Source organism: Zoogloea dura (genome assembly GCF_012927165.1).
GTDB lineage: Bacteria > Pseudomonadota > Gammaproteobacteria > Burkholderiales > Rhodocyclaceae > Zoogloea > Zoogloea dura.
The window spans coordinates 19,002-37,726 of sequence record NZ_JABBGA010000012.1 but is presented as its reverse complement, the minus strand read 5'-3'; the positions used below and the strand labels follow the sequence as shown (position 1 = coordinate 37,726).

General features: G+C 67.2%; 12 protein-coding genes. 3 read left to right on the top strand and 9 right to left on the bottom strand.

What is annotated here, in order from left to right; all coding sequences use genetic code 11:
- Positions 1-11: 11 nt before the first annotated feature.
- The gene (locus HHL15_RS15020; protein WP_169146605.1) at positions 12-1,283 is read right to left on the bottom strand and encodes a putative Na+/H+ antiporter; all 1,272 of its coding nucleotides are present in this window, start codon (positions 1,281-1,283) and stop codon (positions 12-14) included.
- A 253-nt stretch (positions 1,284-1,536) separates the two neighbouring features.
- On the opposite strand from HHL15_RS15020, the gene ppnN reads away from it, so the two are divergent.
- Entirely contained in the window at positions 1,537-2,910 is a 1,374-nt protein-coding gene (ppnN, locus tag HHL15_RS15015; RefSeq protein ID WP_169146604.1) for a nucleotide 5'-monophosphate nucleosidase PpnN, read from the top strand.
- A 1,195-nt stretch (positions 2,911-4,105) separates the two neighbouring features.
- Here ppnN and HHL15_RS15010 read toward each other — a convergent pair.
- Positions 4,106-4,840: an SDR family oxidoreductase gene (locus tag HHL15_RS15010; RefSeq protein ID WP_206198783.1), complete on the bottom strand. Its 735-nt coding sequence runs from the start codon at positions 4,838-4,840 to the stop codon at positions 4,106-4,108.
- 35 nt (positions 4,841-4,875) lie between these two features.
- A complete protein-coding gene (locus HHL15_RS15005; RefSeq protein ID WP_169146603.1) occupies positions 4,876-7,740 on the bottom strand; it encodes a bifunctional diguanylate cyclase/phosphodiesterase in 2,865 nt (954 codons plus the stop codon).
- A 277-nt stretch (positions 7,741-8,017) separates the two neighbouring features.
- On the opposite strand from HHL15_RS15005, the gene HHL15_RS15000 reads away from it, so the two are divergent.
- Positions 8,018-9,709, top strand: a complete 1,692-nt coding sequence (locus HHL15_RS15000) for a sensor histidine kinase (protein ID WP_169146602.1) — start codon at positions 8,018-8,020, stop codon at positions 9,707-9,709.
- Entirely contained in the window at positions 9,706-10,071 is a 366-nt protein-coding gene (locus HHL15_RS14995) for a response regulator (protein WP_328825043.1), read from the top strand. The genes HHL15_RS15000 and HHL15_RS14995 overlap by 4 nt, the downstream gene beginning before the upstream one ends.
- 20 nt (positions 10,072-10,091) lie before the next feature.
- Here HHL15_RS14995 and parC read toward each other — a convergent pair whose 3' ends face one another.
- The 6 genes from parC to HHL15_RS14965 all read right to left on the bottom strand — a co-directional run bounded on the left by parC (position 10,092) and on the right by HHL15_RS14965 (position 18,671).
- Positions 10,092-12,446, bottom strand: coding sequence for a DNA topoisomerase IV subunit A (gene parC / locus HHL15_RS14990; protein WP_169146601.1), 2,355 nt, complete (start codon positions 12,444-12,446; stop codon positions 10,092-10,094).
- Positions 12,447-12,515: 69 nt separating this feature from the next.
- The gene (locus HHL15_RS14985) at positions 12,516-13,565 is read right to left on the bottom strand and encodes a CobW family GTP-binding protein (protein WP_169146600.1); all 1,050 of its coding nucleotides are present in this window, start codon (positions 13,563-13,565) and stop codon (positions 12,516-12,518) included.
- A gap of 3 nt (positions 13,566-13,568) precedes the next feature.
- Positions 13,569-15,530: a DNA topoisomerase IV subunit B gene (gene parE, locus HHL15_RS14980; RefSeq protein ID WP_169146599.1), complete on the bottom strand. Its 1,962-nt coding sequence runs from the start codon at positions 15,528-15,530 to the stop codon at positions 13,569-13,571.
- 77 nt (positions 15,531-15,607) lie between these two features.
- Positions 15,608-16,099, bottom strand: coding sequence for a DUF302 domain-containing protein (locus HHL15_RS14975; protein WP_169146598.1), 492 nt, complete (start codon positions 16,097-16,099; stop codon positions 15,608-15,610).
- Between the two features lie 92 nt (positions 16,100-16,191).
- A complete protein-coding gene (locus HHL15_RS14970) occupies positions 16,192-17,205 on the bottom strand; it encodes a zinc-dependent alcohol dehydrogenase family protein (protein WP_169146597.1) in 1,014 nt (337 codons plus the stop codon).
- Positions 17,206-17,444: 239 nt separating this feature from the next.
- Positions 17,445-18,671, bottom strand: coding sequence for a porin (locus HHL15_RS14965; RefSeq protein ID WP_169146596.1), 1,227 nt, complete (start codon positions 18,669-18,671; stop codon positions 17,445-17,447).
- Positions 18,672-18,725: the final 54 nt, after the last annotated feature.

Below are 18,725 nucleotides of genomic sequence, written 5' to 3'. Positions count from 1 at the left end.
CCGGGGACGTGTCAGCCCAGCGCCTGGAAGGCGAAGATGGCGACGCAGGTGGGTGGCAGGGCCGCCAGGAAGAGGCCCAGGGGGCTGATCGATTCGTCGTCGAAGCTGCCCTTCAGGATGGCCGCGCCGGCCGGGTTGGGGGCATTGGCGATGATGGTGAGGCCGCCACCGGTCACCGCGCCGGCCACCACCGCATGCTTGAAGGCCGGCGAGACGCCTTCCACCAGGGAGGCCAGGTAGGTCAGCGCGGCGTTGTCGGTGATCGCCGTCAGGGCCGTGGCCAGGAAGTACAGCACCGTCGGCTCCACGTCGGTCAGCGCCGCCTGCAGCCACCATTGCTGCAGCCCGCCCAGCACCACCAGGCCCGACAGGAAGAAGGCCACCAGCAGGCCTTCGCGCAGGATCAGGCGGTCCTGGTGCTGCTTGTAGGCCTCGGTATAGCCCAGGAAGAACAGGAAGAGGCCCATGAAGACCACCGGGTGATGGGCGAACAGCACCACGCCGACCAGGAACAGAATGTGGATCGATGCCACCGTGACGGGCATCCGCAGCGTCTCTCCGTCGCCTTGGGGGCGTCCCTTTTCGGCCAGCTCGTGGCGGAAGAACCAGGTCAGCACCAGGGCATTGAAGAGCACCGCCGAGGCCGCCTTCCAGCCGAAGTGGGAGAACATGTAGAGGGAATCCCACTGCCATTTGCCGGCCACCATCAGCACCGGCGGGGCTGCAAAGTTGGTCATCACGCCACCGATCGACACGTTGACGAAGAGCATCCCCAGCGCTGCGTACTTGAGCCGGTGGCTGAGCCCGTGCCGGAAGTAGCCGTCGCGCAGGAGTAGCGCAGCCAGGGTCATGGCGGCCGGTTCGGTGATGAATGAGCCGAGCAGGGGCACCACCGACAGGCACAGGAAGAACACCGAGACCTCCCGCGACACCGGAATCATGGTGGCGATCAGCCGGACGGCGCCGATGACCGTACTGACAATGGGGCGGCTGGCGGCGATCACCATCACCACGAAGACGAACATCGGTTCGCCGAAGTTGCGGGCCTCCAGGTAGCTCACCGCCGCCTCCTGGCCCGACATCCAGAGCAGCGAGACGACCAGCACGAAGGCCCAGAAGCCGAAGACAACCTCCACCTCGGCGAGCAGATGCCACAGGCCGGCGTGGCGCGGCTGCAGATGGGCGAGGTGGGCGAAGAACTTGGTCGAAAAGGTGTGCAGCACGGCCACCGCAAAGATGATGGCGGCGACGAGTTCGGGCGTGGAGGCGGCCGGCAGGGTCATGGGGCGAGGGCGGGTGGGAGGAGAGGGCAGAATGATAGCGCCAGCCGTGCTCCCGGGCCACGGGAGGGCCTTGCGCCGGCCGCTCGCTGTGACATGTGTGCAACAATTTGCGTTGCGGTGCAACAATCCTGTTGCAGGGCGGCGCCGGAGCGTTATGCTGCAATCGGCGAGCGTCTCCGCGACGCGCCACGGGTGACGTCCCAGCGCTGCACCGGGCGTCCTTGCCAGACAGCTTGAGAAGAGGGTTGCAGCCATGGACTACGAAGTCGTCGACGCACAAGTGTCTCCCACCGGCCGCCTGGAGGTCTTGTCCAGAACGGAAGCCGCCCAGTTGTCCGATCAGGGCGGCGGCGGGCTCCACACCCTGTACCGCAACTGCTCCTTGGCCGTGCTCAATTGCGGCAACGAGCTGGATGACGGCAAGGAATTGCTGGAGCGCTACCACCGTTTCGACATCCGCATCCAGCAGCGCGCCCGCGGCATCAAGCTGGACATCACCGGCGCACCGGCCAGCGCCTTCGTGGATGGCGAGATGACCCGCGGCATCCAGGAGCACCTGATGGCGGTGCTCCGCGACGTGGTGTATGTGAGCAACGAGATCAGCGGCAACCCGCGTTTCGATTTCGCCACCTCCGAGGGGGTGACCGACGCGGTCTTCCACATCCTGCGCAACGCCAACGTCCTGCAGCCCATCACCCAGCCCAACGTGGTGGTGTGCTGGGGCGGCCACTCGATCAACCAGGAAGAGTACGAATACACCAAGCTGGTGGGCTACCAGCTGGGCCTGCGCGCCCTCAACGTGTGTACGGGCTGCGGCCCCGGCGCCATGAAGGGCCCCATGAAGGGCGCCGCCCTGGCGCATGCCAGCCAGCGCATCAGCAACGGGCGCTACATGGGCTTCACCGAGCCGGGCATCATCGCGGCGGAGGCACCCAACCCGGTGGTGAATGAACTGGTCATCCTGCCCGACGTGGAGAAGCGCCTCGAGGCCTTCGTGCGCACCGGCCATGGCATCGTCGTCTTTCCAGGCGGGGTCGGCACGGCGGAGGAGATCCTCTACATCCTCGGCATCCTGCTCCACCCGGACAATGCCAAGCTGCCCTTTCCGCTGGTGTTCACCGGGCCGAAGAGCGCCGAGCAGTACTTTCTGCGCATCGACCGCTTCATCGCCCAGACCCTTGGCGAAGAGGCGCGCAAGCGCTACCGCATCATCATCGGTGACCCGGAGGCGGTGGCGCGGGCCATCAACGAGGGCATCGCCGAGGTGCGCGACTTCCGCAAGGACATGCGCGACGCCTACTACTTCAACTGGCTGCTCAAGATCGAGCACGAGTTCCAGCAGCCTTTCCGTCCGACCCACGAACGGATGCGCAACCTGACCTTGCATCGCCGCCAGCCCACCCACCTGCTGGCCGCCAACCTGCGGCGGGCCTTCTCGGGCGTGGTGGCCGGCAACGTGAAGGACGAAGGGATCCGCGAGATCGAAAAATACGGCCCCTTCGAGATCCAGGGCGAGCCCGAGATCATGGGGCCGATGGACGAGCTGATGGCCTCCTTCGTGGCCCAGGGGCGCATGAAGCTGCCGGGCAAGACCTACAACCCCTGCTACCGCGTGGTGACCGCCTGATGTAGCGCGGCGCGATACCGGGCGGCTTGATGGGGTGTCGCGCACGCCGCCGTCCTGCTCCCGTCATCCAGACAAACAAACCCCCGCCGGCCCAGGCCCGCGGGGGTTTCTTTTGTGAGTCACGCCCTCGTTGAACACGATCAAGGGGGGCGGGATGTCACATCCGGGCCCGCTGATTTGAGTAAATCGCCGCCGGATCTGACATCCGGGGGGCGTGAATTCAAATCCGCGGGTCCGGATCTCAAATCAGTGAGGCCGGATGTCGAATCCGCAGCGCGTGAACTCAAATCCGTGGGTCCGGATTTCATATCTGGAATGCGTGAACTCAATACCGTGGGTCAGGAACTCAAATCCGGGTGTCGGGATTTGAGTTCCGGAGGGCGGGATCTCAAATCCGTGGTGCTGGATGTCAATTCGGCACCCTCGGATGTCGATCATGGGGGGGGTTATCTGACATCTGGGCTTGGCTAACTCGGTTGCGGGGGGCGGGTACGGCCTTCCGCTGCGGCGGGGGCTTTGTTGGGCGGCTTTCCGTTGTTCTGGGTGGCTTTCCTTTTTTCCACCTTGAATTGGCCGGGATTTCGCCCCGGCGGGCGACTCACTTCTTTGCTTCGCCAAAGAAGTAAGCAAGAAAGGCGACCCGCCTCGCCGGTCATTCGCTGCGCGAATGACTGCCCTGCGCTGCTCACGGCAGGCGGCCGGCGCGGAACTCGCCCTGCGGGCTCAAACAGCCGCGCCGGACTACCCCGCCTGCCGTTCCGCTGCTCGGCGGGTCGGAACGGGCTTTTCGCAAACACCGCGCGTTTGCTGAAGCAGGGCGCGATGATCAACGCACACGCAAAACCCCAGCGTCTCGCCTCCACCGGTTTTTCCGTAGAGGCTCGGTGTTTGCTGAAAGCCCGTTCTGACCCGCCGAGCAGCGCAGCAGCGGGCGGGGAAGTCCGGCGCGGCTGTCTGAGGAGGCGTAGCCGACGAGTTCCGCGCCGGCCGCCCGATGCGAGCAGCGCAGGGGAGTCGTCCGCTACGCGGACGACCGGGGAAGCCGGGTCGCCTTTCTTTCCCCCTTTCTTTGGCGACGCAAAGAAAGGGGTCGCCCGCCGGGGCGAAATCCCGGCCAATTCAAGGCGGAAAAAAGGAAAACCGCCCAGCAAAGGCACGAACAGGCAAAGGCTCCACAAGCCAGCCGAAGCCGCGCCTACAGGCTACGCAGGTCGCCGTCCACGGACTGCCCGAAGCGCTCGCCGAGCAGGTGATCGGCCAGCCGGCGGGCGGCGCTGGCCGGGGTGCTCAGCTGCCCGTCGGCCTTGAGGGCCGCGAAGCGGGCGTGTTGGGGGAAGTCAGCGGCATCGCTGGCCCGCACTTCCGCCTGCATGTCGGTATCGACCACGCCGGGGGCCAGGCTGGCGATGCGCAGGCCGGGGAGCTGCTCCAGGGCAACGGCCCGGGCATGTTGGTCGAGGCCGGCCTTGGTGGCGCCATAGACGCTCCAGCCGGCATAGGCGTTGCGGGCAGCGCCGCTGGAGATGTGCACGATGCGGCGATCGGTGCAGTGGCCGGTGGCGGCCACGAAGGCGTCGGCGAGGATCAGCGGCGCCCCCAGGTTGAGGGCCAGCGCCCGGGCGATGTCGGCGTCTCCCTGGCTGCCCAGCGGCCCCACCGGCTGCAGCATGCCGGCGTTGTTGATCAGCACGGCCTGATCGGCATCGGCCAGGAAGTCGCGCAGCTGCACTCCGGCCAGCCAGCGGGTGAGGGCCGCGAGGTCGGAGAGGTCGAGCGCTTGTTCGCTGAAGTGTTGCGGGAAGTCGTGGGCGAGGGCTGCATTGCCGCTGCGGCCCAGGCCCAGCAGGTGGTGGCCACGGCCCAGCAGGTCACGGGCGAGGGCGTCGCCGAGGCCACGGCTGTGGCCGGTCAGAAGGGTCTTGATGATCATCGTGTGCCTCGGGGTGAGTGCGGAACGCCTGTATATCAGCTTGCGGGCATCACCAGGCGGCGGAATTCGGAGGCCGGGATGGGGCGCGAGAACAGGTAGCCCTGGCCCAGGTTGCAGCCCAGCTCGTTGAGGATGCGCTGCTGCTCCTCGGACTCGATGCCTTCGGCCACGGTGATCAGCGACATGTCCCGGGCGATGCTCGAAATGGCCCGCACCAGGGTCATGTCGTCATGGCTGCGGGCCAGCTCCGACACAAAGGAGCGGTCGATCTTGAGCACGTCGAAGCGGAAGTTCTTGAGGTAGGAGAGGCTCGAGTAGCCGGTGCCGAAGTCGTCCAGCGACAGCTTGACGCCCATGTCGGTCAGGTTGTGCAGGGTCTCGCGGATCTGCGCGTCGGGGTCGAGGAAGACGCTCTCGGTGACTTCGATCTCGAGCCGGCCGCTGGCCAGCCGATGACGGGCCAGGATGGCTGCGACCTGTTCCACGAAGGTGTGGCGGCGAAGCTGCGGAACCGCCACATTGACGGCCATGCGGATCTCGGCGGCGCCTTCCGCATCCCACTGGGCGAGCTGGCGGCAGGCTTCGTCCAGGACCCACAGCCCGATCGGGTGGATCAGCCCGGTTTCCTCGGCGACGGGGATGAAGCGGTCCGGCGGGATGGGCCCGCCCTCGGCCGGGTACCAGCGCAGCAAGGCCTCGCAGCCGACGATGCGGCCGCTGCCCAGGTCGACCTGCGGCTGGTAGTGGATCTGCATCTCCTCGCGCTCCAGGGCATGGCGCAGGCCGTTCTCGATGCGCAGGCGGTCGGTGACCCACTGGTTGAGTTCCGGAGTGAAGAACTGGAAGTTGTTCCGCCCGGAGCTCTTGGCGTGGTACATGGCCGCGTCGGCGTTCTTGAGCAGGGATTCATTGTCACTCCCGTTGTCCGGGTAGATGGCGATGCCGATGCTCGGCGTCAGCTGCAGCTCATGGTCGTCCAACTGGTAGGGGCGACCCAGGGAAGCGAGGATCTTCTGCGCGGTGGGCATGGCGTTGCCGGCATGTTCCAGGCCGGTCACCAGCACGACGAACTCGTCACCACCGAGGCGGCTGACGGTATCGCTCTCGCGCACGATCAGGCACAGGCGCGCGGCGACCTCCTGCAGGATGCGGTCGCCCATGGCGTGGCCGAGGGAGTCGTTGATGTTCTTGAAGCGGTCGAGGTCGATGAACAGGACGGCCAGCTTGTCGCCGCTGCGGCGGGCCAGGGCGATGGCCTGGGACAGCCGGTCGGTCAGCAGGGCACGGTTGGGCAGCTGGGTCAGGGTGTCGAATTCGGCCAGGTGGCGGATGCGGATCTCCGCCTCCTTGCGCTCGCTGATGTCCAGGAAGGTCCCGACGTAGTGGCGGACTTCGCCGTCGGGGCCATGGACGGTGCTGATGCTGATCTGCTCCGGATAGACGTGGCCGTCCTTGCGGCGGTTGTAGATCTCGCCCGACCACGAGCCGGTGTCACGGATCGAGGACCACATGGACTCGTAGAAGTCCGGCGCGTGGTAGCCGGAGCGCAGCACGCCGGGACTGCGGCCCAGCACGTCGTCGGAACTGAAGCCGGTGATGGCGGTGAAGGCCGGATTGACGGCGAGGATGCGCGTCTCCGGGTCGGTGATGATGATGCCCTCGCGGCTGCTCTCGAACACGTGGCCGGCCAGACGCAGCTCGCCAGCCTGCTTCTCCAGAGTGCGGGTGTGGGCATCGATCCTGGCGTGATAGGCCCGGAACAGCGAGGACATCCAGCGCGAAAAGAGCAGGGAGGCCCCCAGCGCGAGGGCTGCAGCCACGACCGTCATGCCGATGAACTGCGGCATGCGGGCGCGCAGCGCGGCGGCGGCCGAGTCCTTCTCCGAGGCCAGGGCGGCCTGCATCTCGTCGTTGACCAGGCTGGCCACCACGATGATCTTCCAGGGCGCGTAGACTTCCACCAGGGCGCTGCGGGTCTCCTGGCTGTCGCTGGCGCGGCCGGGCCACGGAAACTCGGCCATCCCGCCACCCGCCCGGCCGAGGGAGAGCAAGCGTTGCCGGGTGGCTTTTTCCTGAGGGGTGACGGCCGACTCGAGGGGCGGCCGCTCGGCGTCTGCGCCGTGCAGCGGGGTCAGCATGCGGCCTTCGTCATCCATCACCATGAAGCGCCCGGTGTCGCCGAAGGACCAGGCCCGCAGCCGGTCGAGGCCTTCCCGCAGGCGCATCTCCTCCCATTTGTAGAGATAGTCGCCGGTGCCGATGACCCAGCCATAGGGCTCGAAGAGGCGCACGAAGGCCAGCTTGTCGGACATCTTGCGGGGGTCGTCAGGGGAGTACCAGCGGTAGCGCGAGAGCCCGCCCGCGGGGTCGCTGCGGGCGGCGTCGACAAGGCCGCGCATGATGTAGTGGCCCCGGTCGTCGCGGTTGTCCCACAGGGAGCTGCCCTCCAGAGCGGGGGCAATGGGGAGCAGGATGCAGGTGCCCTGCTGGTCGTCCACAAAGAAGTAGCCGCGTCCGTCAAAGAAGCGCTGGTGACGCAGGGCTTCGATGATCAGCCGCTTGACCTCGCCTTCCGGGCGGCGGCCGTGCTCCCGGGCATAGATGCCCTGGGCCGTCTGGATGGCCATGCTGACCTTATCCTGCAGGGCATTCTTCAGGACGGCCTCGGTGCGCGAGTGCACGAAGTCCAGGTAGCCGATGGCGGCTGCCATCTCGGTGCGAAGCCTTTCCTGCTTCTTCACCTCGAAGCTCTTCTCCAGGCGCTGGATGACTTGCAGGTGCTCCCCCTGGGCCATCCACATGAAGCTGCCGCCCAGGGTGAGGGCGAGGGTAAGGACGACGATCAGGGTCCCCAGCAGGTGGTAGCGGGGCAGGCTTTGATCGGTGATGGCAAGTTTCATCAGGCTTCTGGCGCGGGAGGCTGGGGCCTCCAGGGGGCGCATGCGATTCTTTTGTTACGGCGGGCCTTTCTAGCACTAAAGACGTAATTCGTCACGAACTGTGGCGTAGATCACTCTCAAGTTGTGAAATCCCCCGCGGCGGCGCCTCCCGGGGAGGCTGCATTACGGGGTTGCAAAGAAGGCACGGACTCAAGCCACTGCCATCCCTGGCGTTACAATTGCCCACTGCCGATTTCCCGAGCGGGGCCCGCCGGCCCTTTCATCCCCGGATCAGTCCATGCCTGCCGATTCTTTCCAGATTCCCGCCGATGAGCGCCAGCGCCTGTTTGCGCCCATCGTCGCCGTCGGTGTGGCCTTGATCGTCCTGGTCTGGGGAGCCGTTGTTTACAAGGCCCGGGTGGACGAGGAGATGGTCGTCCGCGCAATCAACACCGCCAACCTGAATCTTGCCCGGGCCTTCGAGGAACACACCGTCCGCACCATCAAGAGCGCTGATCAGGCGGTGCTGTTCCTGAAGTATCAGTACGAGAAGCTCGGCCCCCGGATGAACATCTCCGACTACGTGCGGCAGGGGGCGATCATCAACAGCTTCTTCAACCAGATCGGAGTCATCGACGAGAACGGCATCTACATCCTCAGCAATCTGCCCGGCCACACGCTGCAGGACTTGTCGGACCGGGAGCATTTCAGGGTCCACCGGGCGCAGGACACGGACGCGCTGTACATCAGCAAGCCGGTGCTGGGGCGTGTGTCGGGAAAGTGGTCGATCCAGCTGACGCGGCGGATCAACAAGCCCGACGGCAGCTTTGGCGGGGTCGTGGTGGTGTCGATGGACCCCCACTATTTCTCCGAGTTCTACCGGGGCGTTGACCTGGGGCACAGCGGGGTGGTCAGCCTGGTGGGGCGTGACGGCATCGTGCGGGCGCGCCGGGCCGGCGACAACGATGAGGTCGGCCAGGACCTGACGGGCACGCCGCTGATGAGGCTGGGCGAGCAGGCTGCCTCGGGGCATTACAACTACGCCAGCAAGGCCGACGGGGTCCGCCGCTTCTACAGTTACCGGGTGTTCCAGGAATATCCGCTGCTGGTGGCCGTGGGGGTCGGCGAGGACGAGGCGCTCCAGGAGTTCCACCAGCGTCGCCTGGGCTACATGGCTTATGCGGGGGTGATGAGCCTGATGGTGGTGGTGTTCGGGGCGCTGGCGATCCGCATGCTCGACCGCCAGTACCGCATCTCGCTTGCCTTGCGTGAGAGCCAGGTGCGGGCGGAGGAGGCCAACCGCATGAAGTCCGAGTTCCTGGCCTCCATGTCCCATGAGCTGCGCACCCCCCTCAACGGCATCATGGGCTACGCGGAGTTCCTGCGGGACAGCAGCACCGATACGCCGCGCGAGTTTGCGGGGATCATCCTGGACAGCAGCCAGCACCTGCTGGAGCTGGTCAACTCCATCCTCGACCTGGCCAAGGTCGAGGCCGGCCAGATGGTGCTGGAGCTCCGCGACGTGCCGCTCAGGCCGCTGCTCGAGCGGATCATCCAGAGCCATCGCCCGCCGGCCCTGGACAAGGGGCTGGTGCTGGCCTTCGAGGTGGCCGGCGATGTGCCGGAGACCCTGCGCTGCGATTCGACCCGCTTGTCCCAGGTGCTGATCAATCTCGTCGACAACGCCATCAAGTTCACCGACGAGGGCCGTGTGGACATCACGGTGTCGAGGCAGGGCGCCTGGCTTCAGCTCAAGGTTGCCGATACGGGCTGCGGGATAGCCGGGGACATGCAGGACCACGTCTTCGAGCGCTTCCGCCAGGTGGAGAGCTTCCTCACCCGCCGGCATGCCGGAACCGGCCTGGGTCTGGCCCTGGTCAAGGAACTGACGGCCCTGATGGGCGGAAATGTGGTCTTGCACTCGGAGCCCGGCAAGGGCAGCGAATTCGTCGTCAACCTCCCCCTGGAATTCCAGGAGCATCGCACATGAGCGCCATGAAAGTTCTGATCGTCGACGACCATAAAATCAACCGGACCCTGCCTGCGGTGCTCCTGACCCAGGCCGGCTGCGAAGTCCACGAGGCAGACTCCGGCGAGGCGGCCATGGCCTTCTTCGAGGGCGCCAGCGTGGATGTGCTGCTGCTGGACGTCAGCATGCCCGGCATCAGCGGTTCGGAAGTATGCCGGCGCTTGCGGGCCCGCCCCGAGATGGCGGGCCTGCGCATCGTTGCCTACACTGCCCACGCCATGCCGGGCGAGCGTGAGCAGATCCTTGCTGCCGGCTTTGACGAGATCCTGGTCAAACCCATCAACCGCCAGGGCTTGCTGCAGTCGGTAGGTCTGCCGGTCTAAGCCGGCAGACCTGTCCGGGCTCAGGCGCCCTTCAGCCCGTTCGCCTGGGACCGCCCGGGGGCCGGCTTGCCCTTGCGGGCGCGCTTGCCCAGCCAGGGCTCCCAGTCCTTCGCCGGGATCGCCACCTCCACCGGCTTGCCGACGCGGGTGGCAGCCAGCAGGGTCAGGCTTGTGCGGGCCACACAGACGGTGCCCAGGTGTTCGCCCTCGTCCAGCCCCATGATGATCACGCCGCGGCCGCCGCCGGAGAGCTCCTTCATCTGGTCCAGCGGGAAGACCAGCAGGCGCCCGCTGGTGGACAGGGCGGCCAGGTGCAGCCCCTCGCCGCCGTCGAAGAGCACGGGCGGGAGTTGCCGGCCGCCGGCGTCGACAGTGACGAACTGCTTGCCGGCCCGCTTGGTGGCGCTCATGTCGCCCAGGCGGCACAGGAAGCCGTAACCGTCGGCGCTGGCCAGCAGCACCCGCTTGTCGGCCGGTCCGGCCAGCACGTGGGCGACCTTGCTGCCGCTGGGCAGCTCGACCAGCGAGGCCAGCGGCACGCCGTTGCCGCGGCCGTCGGGCAGGGCCGAGACGGCGACGGTGAGGGCCCGCCCGCCGTCGCTCAGCACGATCAGGGCGTCCACACTGCGGCATTCGAAGGCGCTGCCGAGGCGGTCGCCATCCTTGAAGCTGACGTTCTCGAGATCCACGCCGTGGCCGCTGCGGCAGCGGACCCAGCCCTTCTCCGAGACGATCACGGTGACCGGTTCGTCCACCACGGTCTGGCTGACGCCGGCACGGGCGGCTTCTTCCACCAGGGTGCGGCGGGCATCGCCGTACTTGTCGGCGTCGGCCTTGATCTCCTTGATGACCAGGCGGCGCAGCTTGCCCTCGTTGGCCAGCAGGGCTTCCAGCTCGTCCTTCTCGCCACGCAGCTCGGCCAGCTCCCGCTCGATCTTGATGCCTTCGAGGCGGGCCAGCTGGCGCAGGCGGATCTCCAGGATGTCCTCGGCCTGGCGGTCGGACAGGTCGAAGCGGGCGATCAGGGCCGGCTTGGGCTCGTCCGACTCGCGGATGATGCGGATCACCTCGTCGATGTTCAGGAAGACGATGTGACGGCCTTCCAGGATGTGGATGCGGTCGTTCACCTGGCCCAGGCGGTGGCTCGTACGACGGCGCACCGTGGTGACCCGGAAGCGGCCCCACTCGTGGAGGATGTCGGCCAGGTTCTTCTGCCCGGGCCGGCCGTCCAGCCCGATCATCACCAGGTTGATCGACGAGGAGCTCTCCAGGCTGGTGTGGGCGAGCAGCAGGTTGGCGAACTCGGTCACATCCTGGTTGCGGCTCTTCGGCTCGAAGACCAGGCGCACCGGCGCGTCCTTGCCCGATTCGTCGCGCACCCGGTCCAGCGCGGCGAGCATCACCGCCTTGAGCTGGGCCTGGTCGGCGTCGATGGACTTCTTGCCGGTCTTGGGCTGCGGGTTGGTGAGGGTCTCGATCTCGAAGAGCACCTTCTGGGCCGACACGCCCGGCGGCAGTTCGTTGATGACCAGTTGCCACTGGCCGCGGGCCAGGTCTTCGATCACCCAGCGGGCGCGCAGCTTGAGGCTGCCCCGGCCGGTTTCGTAGGCCTGGCGGATGTCGGCTGCCGGCGAGATGATCTGCCCGCCGCCCGGGAAGTCCGGGCCGGCGATGTGGGTCATCAGGTCGGCGACGCTGGCTTCGGGGTTCTCGATGGCGTGGATGGCCGCCGCGGCCACTTCCCGCAGGTTGTGGGACGGGATCTCGGTGGCCATGCCCACGGCGATGCCGGAGGCGCCGTTGAGCAGCACGAAGGGCAGGCGGGCGGGCAGCAGCTGGGGCTCTTCGAAGGCGCCGTCGTAGTTGGGGCGGAAGTCCACCGTGCCCCGGTCGATCTCCGACAGCAGCAGCTCGGCGATCGGGGTGAGGCGGCATTCGGTGTAGCGCATGGCCGCCGCGGAGTCGCCGTCGCGGGAGCCGAAGTTGCCCTGGCCGTCCACCAGCGGATAGCGCAGGGAGAAGTCCTGGGCCACCCGCACCATCGCGTCATAGACGCTGGAGTCGCCGTGGGGGTGGTATTTACCGATCACGTCGCCGACCACCCGGGCCGACTTGACGTGCTTGGAGCCCGGCGACAGGCGCATCTCGTTCATCGCGAACAGGATGCGGCGCTGCACCGGCTTGAGGCCGTCCTCCACCTGGGGCAGGGCGCGGGCCTTGACCACGCTCATGGCGTAGGCGAGGTAGGCGCGCTCGGCGTAGAGGTCGAGGGGCAAGGCGTCGTCGCTGCCCAGCAGCAGGGTGGCGGGTGGTGGAGGTGGCGGTTCGGCGGCGTCGGGCGCCGGGGAATCGAAGAGGTCCGGAGTGTCGTTCATGGTGAGACGTTCGCAGGAAAAGTGGCGCGGGCAGGTCGGGGTGCAGGCCGTACCGGTGCGCCGGAATGACTAGCGGCAGGCCAGGCGGAAGGCATTGCGGATACCTTCTTCATCAAGGCGGCGGCCAATGAGGACCAGGGTGGTGTGGCGGCTTTCGCCGTCCTGCCAGGGGGCGCCGTAGTCGGAGCCGCTGAGGCGGTGGACGCCCTGCAGGATCACCTTGCGGGCATCGCCACGAAGCGCCAGCACGCCCTTGTAGCGCAGCAGGGCCGGGCCCTGGCGCAGCAGGAGCTCTTCGACGAAACCCGCCATCAGGGCCGAGTCCACGTCGCCGGGATGTTGCAGCACGAAGGAGGCGATGTCGTCGTCGTGACGATAAAAGCCCCGCGCGCTGCCGCCGCCGCGGCGCAGCCCGGCAGGGGTGTCGGTGGCCAGGAAGGAGGGCAGTTGCTCGAGCACCTCGTCGAGGCGGAAGGCGTCCAGGTGGAACAGGGCGGTGACCGGCGCCGCATCGGTGGGCACCGGCACGGCCGGCACGCGGATGTTGATGCGTTGCAGGCGCTGCCGGAGCGCATCCAGAGCGTCGTCGTCGAGGCTCTCGGCCTTGCTCAGCAGGATCCGGTCGGCAAAGCCCACCTGGGCTGCCGCGACGCGGTGTTCGTCGAGCTGGGCCTGGGCATGGACGGCGTCCACCACCGTGATGATGCCGTCCAGCTCATAGCGCCCGGCTAGGCCTTCGTCTACGAAGAAGGACTGGGCCACCGGGGCTGGATCGGCCAGGCCGGTGGTCTCCACGACCAGGTGGTCGAAATCCAGTTCGCCCGTGTCCCGGCGCCTGGCCAGGTCGGCGAGGGCATTGGACAGCTCGCCGCGCACGCTGCAGCAGATGCAGCCGTCGGTGAGCTCGACGATTTCGACGGCGGGCGATCCGGCGATGAGGCCACCGTCGATGCCGACGCTGCCGAACTCGTTCTCGAGCACGGCCACCTTGCGCTCGGGCCGGGTGGCCAGGTAGCGGTTGAGCAGGGTCGTCTTGCCGGCACCGAGAAAGCCGGTGAGGATGGTCGCGCGGATCGGCGGCCGTGAAAGCGCGAGGGGGTTGATGTCGGGCTGGCTCATCGTTCAGACATCGGCTTCCACCGAGTCGCCCTTTTCTTCCATCCAGGCGCGGCGGCCGGAGGCTTCGCCTTTGCCCATCAGCATGGTGAACATGCGCCGGGTCTCCTCGAAGGCGTCACTGCGCACATGCACCGGCAGGACGCGGCGGGTGGCCGGGTCCATGGTGGTTTCGCGGAGCTGGTCGGGGTTCATCTCGCCGAGGCCCTTGAAGCGGCCGACTTCGATGTGCTCGGGCTTGACGCCTTCGTGGACCAGCCGGTCGCGCAGGGTGCCGAGCTCCTGGTCGTCGAGGGCGTAGAGCCGGCGCGGCGGACGCTTCTTGCCCTGGGCCGGCACGTCCAGGCGGTACAGCGGCGGCTGGGCCACGTAGATGTGGCCGCGTTCGATGAGCTTAGGGAAGTGGCGGAAGAACAGGGTCAGCAGCAGGGTCTGGATGTGGGAGCCGTCCACGTCCGCGTCGGACATGATGATGAGCTTGCCGTAGCGCAGCTCGGAGAGGTCCGGATCAGAGTCCTGGGTGTGGGGCTCCACCCCGAGGGCCACCGCGATGTCGTGGATCTCGGCGTTGGCGAAGAGGCGGTCCTTGTCCACTTCCCAGGCGTTCTGGACCTTGCCGCGCAGGGGCAGGATGGCCTGGGTGTCCTTGTCACGGGCCATCTTGGCGCTGCCGCCGGCCGAGTCGCCCTCGACCAGGAAGAGCTCGTTGCGCTCGATGTCCTCGGATTCGCAGTCGGACAGCTTGCCCGGCAGCACGGCCACCCCGGAGGACTTGCGCTTCTCGACCTTCTGGGCGGCGCGGGCGCGGGCCTGGGCGGCTTTGATGGCCAGCTCGGCGAGCTTCTTGCCGTAGTCCACGTGCTCGTTGAGCCACAGCTCGAAGGGGTCGCGCACCATGCGCGAGACGAGCTGCACGGCGTCGCGGCTGTTAAGGCGCTCCTTGGTCTGGCCCTGGAAGCTGGGGTCGAGGACCCGTGCCGAGAGCAGGAAGGAGGCGCGGCCGAAGGCGTCGTCGGCGGTCAGCTTGACGCCCTTGGGCAGCAGGGCGTGGTGGTCGATGAAGTTCTTGATGGCGGTGAACACGCCGTCCCGCAGGCCAGCCTCGTGGGTGCCGCCGGCGGGGGTGGGGATCAGGTTGACGTAGGACTCGCGCACCGGCGCGCCTTCGGCGGTCCACGCCACGGCCCAGGAGGCGCCTTCACCTGCAGCGAAGGTGTCGTCGCCCTTGGCGGCGTACTTCTCGCCACTGAACAGGGGGATCAGGGGTTCGTCACTGAGGGCTTCGGACAGGTAGCCGCGCATGCCGTGCTCGAACAGCCAGGTGCGGGTGTCGCCGCCCTCAATGCTGAGGCTGACCTCGAGGCCGGGCATCAGCACGGCCTTGGAGCGCAGCAGGCGCTCCAGTTCACCGCGGGGCAGGTCGGCGGAGTCGAAATACTTGGCGTCGGGCCAAGCGCGCACGGTGGTGCTGCTGGCTTTCCTGGGGGCGTCGCCGACGCGCTCCAGGGGCTCGATCACATCGCCGGCGGCGAAGACCAGGCGGTGACGGCCGCCGTCGCGCACCACTTCCACCTCGAGGCGGTGCGACAGGGCGTTGGTGACCGACACGCCGACGCCGTGCAGGCCGCCAGAGAAGCGGTAGGCGGAGTCGTCATCGGTCTTGTTGAACTTGCCGCCGGCGTGCAGGCGGGTGAATACCACTTCCACGGTGGACACGCCTTCCACCGGGTGGATCTCCACAGGGATGCCGCGTCCGTCGTCGGATACGCTGACCGAGCCGTCCAGGTGCAGGGTCACGCCGATCTTGCGGCAGAAGCCGGCCATCGCCTCGTCGGCGGCGTTGTCGATGACTTCCTGGATGACGTGGAGGGGGTTCTCTGTCCGGGTGTACATGCCCGGGCGTTGCTTGACCGGCTCGAGGCCCTTGAGGACGGTGATGGAGTCGGCGTTATAGGTTTTCTGGGTCATGCTGGGGTGTTTTTCCGGCGGGGGTTTTGAAGCGCTGCGGACTATACCGCGCCAGCGGGGCGGCGGGCGAGGGGCTTTCAGCGGCCGAGCGCGCTGCGACCCGCGTTTTCACTGGTCTGGCGGGCAATCCGCTCGAGCAGGGCGTTGGCGGCCAGGGCGCCGGGAGAGTCGCCGGCGGCCTGGCGCCAGGCCAGGTGGACCGTGCCGCTGCGGCCTGCCAGGGTGTAGATGGCCATGGACAGGGGGCACTGGGCGATGTTGGCAGGGTTCTCGAGGGCCAGCTGCCAGGCGATGCGGGCGCTGCAGAAGTGCAGGACTTCGGCCTGCCCATAGACGGGCTCGCGCTGCTCCAGGGCCGCTCCGGTGCGGGCCAGCATGTCGCCGAACTGGCTGGGCGGCGCGGGCACCAGGCCTTCGGTCTCGATCGCGTCCACCAGGGCCTCCCGGGCGTCGTCATACCGGGCGGGCTGGATCTGCAGGTGGTGGAGGCCTTCCGCGCGCACCGGAGGGCCGAGGGCCAGTAGCAGGGGCGCCAGGAGCGCAAAGAAAAGGGCTGGCAGCCGTTTCATGGAGTGGGTCCTGGGAGCGCTTGGGGGAGCTGGGGGGGAGTGCCGGTGGAGCGTACCGCTGAACAGGCGCCACGATACTCCCCCAGCCGGGGTCAGCCTACCTGGATCACGATCTTGCCGAAATGAGCCCCCTGCTCCATGTGCGCCAGGGCTGCCGGGGCGTCGGCAAAGCTGAAGCGCTTGTCGATCACCGGGTGGATGCGGTGCGCGACCATGGCCTGGAGCATGTCGGCGAACATCTGCCGGCTGCCGACGAAGATGCCATTGATGGCGGCCAGGCGGGGGATCAGCATCATCGGATTGGCGGCGCCGGCGAGCCCGGTGAGCACCCCGATGTAGGCGATGCGGCCGCCTGTGCGCACGCTCATGAGGGAACGCTCCAGGGTGCCCGGGCCGCCCACTTCCACCACCACGTCCACACCGCGGCCGCCGGTGAGGCGCAGCGCCTCCTCCTGCCATTCGGGTGTGTTGCGGTAGTTGATGCCGTGGTCGGCCCCCAGTTGCCGGGCGTGGGCGAGCTTGTCGTCGCTGCTGGAGGTGATGATGACCTTTGCACCGGCCGCCTTGGCAAATTGCAGGGCGAAGATCGAGACCCCGCCGGTGCCTTGCAGCAGCACGGTGTGGCCGGGCTTGAGCTGGCCGGCCTCGAAGAGGGCATGCCAGGCGGTCAGCGCTGCGCAGGGCAGGGTGGCGGCCTCCTCGAAGCTCAGGCTGTCGGGAATGGGGATCAGGCCCGTGGCGTCGGTCACGAAATGGGGCGTGAGCACGCCCGGGCCTTCCGCGCCCAGGGCGCCGGAAATGGCTCGGCCATCGGCTTCGCCCGCCTGCCAGTGGGGGAAGAACAGGCTTGCCACCCTATCGCCGATACGCAGTTCGGTGACTTCATCGCCGACGGCGATTACCTCGCCGGCTCCGTCCGAGCAGGGCACCAGGCCGTTCTCGATGGGGCAGAAGTAAGTGTTGCGGGACACCAGCAGGTCCCGGTAGTTGAGGGATACGGCCTTGATGGCGACCGCCACCTGGCGCGGGCCCAGGGGGGCGGGCTGAAAGTCCCTCAGCTGGAAAGCGGGTTGGCTGTCGGCGAACTGCACTTCGTAGCGCTGCATCGTGATCTCCTGGTTTGGGGTGCCGTGGGGGCTGTCCTGGCCGGCTCGGGGCCGGTCTGGGTGAGAGAGCGGAGGGAGGATAAGCCGTCCGGGGGCGCTTGCTGCAGCGGACAGGCCTTTCACCTAAAAAAATGGCGCCCCGAAGGGCGCCAGAAGGAGGGAGAAACACAACAGGTTGCGCTTCGCGGACGTACCGGACGTCCGCGGAAACTGCCTCGCCCCGGAGGGCATTGCCAATACTAGAAGAACAGGATGGCGCCAGCGGACAGGGTGCGGTTCTTGGTCTCGCTGTCATCCACGGTGCTGGTGATCTTTTCCTGGTTCAGTTCGCCGACCAGGGTCACGAACTTGTTCAGGCTGTGATAGACGCCCAGGGTGTAGGCCTTGTTCTTGCGCTCGTTGCCTTGGCCCAGCACGCCGTCGTTGTCCTTGTTCTGGCCGAAGTTGATGCCGAACTTGGTCTTGTTGAGCTGGTAGGTGCCTTGCAGGAAGTAACCCTTGGAGTCGGTCTTGTTGCCGAGGCCGTCGCTGCCGCCGAAGAATTGGGCGCCAACGGTGGAGAGGCCCAGGCCCTTGCCGGAGAAGGCGTAGGCAACGGCACCGAAGTTGCCGGCGCTGGCCTTGGCACCCAATTCGTAGCCAGTGGCGGTGAAGCTCTTGTCCGGGTTGGCGCCGACGCCGTTGCAGTTGGAGCCCTTGGAGCAGCTGGTGCTCTGGGTCACGAGGCCGCCCCACACCTTGCCGGGCATGTCGCCCTTCCAATCGTAATCAACCTTGGCCTGGAAGCCGGGGGTCTTGGTCTGGTCGCCGGCGAAGGAGCTGGGCTGGAAGATGCCGCCAGCAGCCTGCAGGCCGTTGAAGTTCGGGGTGGTGTAGGTGATCTGGGCCTGGAAGCCGGTGTACATGTAACCGTGGCCGATCATGCCGAAGGTGGTGTTGAACGGGATGCCGGCGTTGGAGGTGCCGCCGACGCCCAGCAGGGTCATGTCGGACAGGATGATGTTCTGGCCGAAGAGACCGATGTCGCGGCCGAACTTCATGGTGCCCCAGTCGTTGTTGCCGAACTGGAAGTACACGTTGCGGACGTCCACCTGGCTGAAGGGGCTGTTCTTGCCACCGGTGGCGCCAGCGCCCGGATCGGTGGGCAGACCGACCACGGAGGAGGAGTCGTTGATGCCGGGGGCGAAGCTGAAGTGGGCCTTGACGTCCTGGTCGCCGACCTTGCTCGTCATGACGAAGTTGATCCAGCCCGGCAGCAGGCCGTTGGTCAGGGCGCTGTTCTGGGTCTTGGTTTGCGGGCCGCCGGCCACGGTGGTCTTGGATTCGCGATTTACGTAGAAGCCGTTGATCGTGCCATTGATGTCGAGGGTCACGTCATCCTTGGTGAAGCTGACGGCCTGGGCGCTGCCGGCCGCAGCGGCGAGGCAGGCGAGGGCGACGGAATGGGCGAGAAGGTTCTTCTTCATAACGATTGTCTCCGGAATTTTGTCGTTGATGTCACCAGCGAGGCGCGGGCTATG

Bases quoted from the DNA above. Each gene is read 5' to 3' on its own strand.
- parC (WP_169146601.1), bottom strand. From the start codon at position 12,446: ATGAACGACACTCCGGACCTCTTCGATTCCCCGGCGCCCGACGCCGCC.
- HHL15_RS14995 (WP_328825043.1), top strand. From the start codon at position 9,706: ATGAGCGCCATGAAAGTTCTGATCGTCGACGACCATAAAATCAACCGG.
- HHL15_RS14975 (WP_169146598.1), bottom strand. From the start codon at position 16,099: ATGAAACGGCTGCCAGCCCTTTTCTTTGCGCTCCTGGCGCCCCTGCTA.
- HHL15_RS14985 (WP_169146600.1), bottom strand. From the start codon at position 13,565: ATGAGCCAGCCCGACATCAACCCCCTCGCGCTTTCACGGCCGCCGATC.
- HHL15_RS15005 (WP_169146603.1), bottom strand. From the start codon at position 7,740: ATGAAACTTGCCATCACCGATCAAAGCCTGCCCCGCTACCACCTGCTG.
- HHL15_RS15010 (WP_206198783.1), bottom strand. From the start codon at position 4,840: ATGATCATCAAGACCCTTCTGACCGGCCACAGCCGTGGCCTCGGCGAC.
- ppnN (WP_169146604.1), top strand. From the start codon at position 1,537: ATGGACTACGAAGTCGTCGACGCACAAGTGTCTCCCACCGGCCGCCTG.
- HHL15_RS15020 (WP_169146605.1), bottom strand. From the start codon at position 1,283: ATGACCCTGCCGGCCGCCTCCACGCCCGAACTCGTCGCCGCCATCATC.
- HHL15_RS14965 (WP_169146596.1), bottom strand. From the start codon at position 18,671: ATGAAGAAGAACCTTCTCGCCCATTCCGTCGCCCTCGCCTGCCTCGCC.
- parE (WP_169146599.1), bottom strand. From the start codon at position 15,530: ATGACCCAGAAAACCTATAACGCCGACTCCATCACCGTCCTCAAGGGC.
- HHL15_RS14970 (WP_169146597.1), bottom strand. From the start codon at position 17,205: ATGCAGCGCTACGAAGTGCAGTTCGCCGACAGCCAACCCGCTTTCCAG.
- HHL15_RS15000 (WP_169146602.1), top strand. From the start codon at position 8,018: ATGCCTGCCGATTCTTTCCAGATTCCCGCCGATGAGCGCCAGCGCCTG.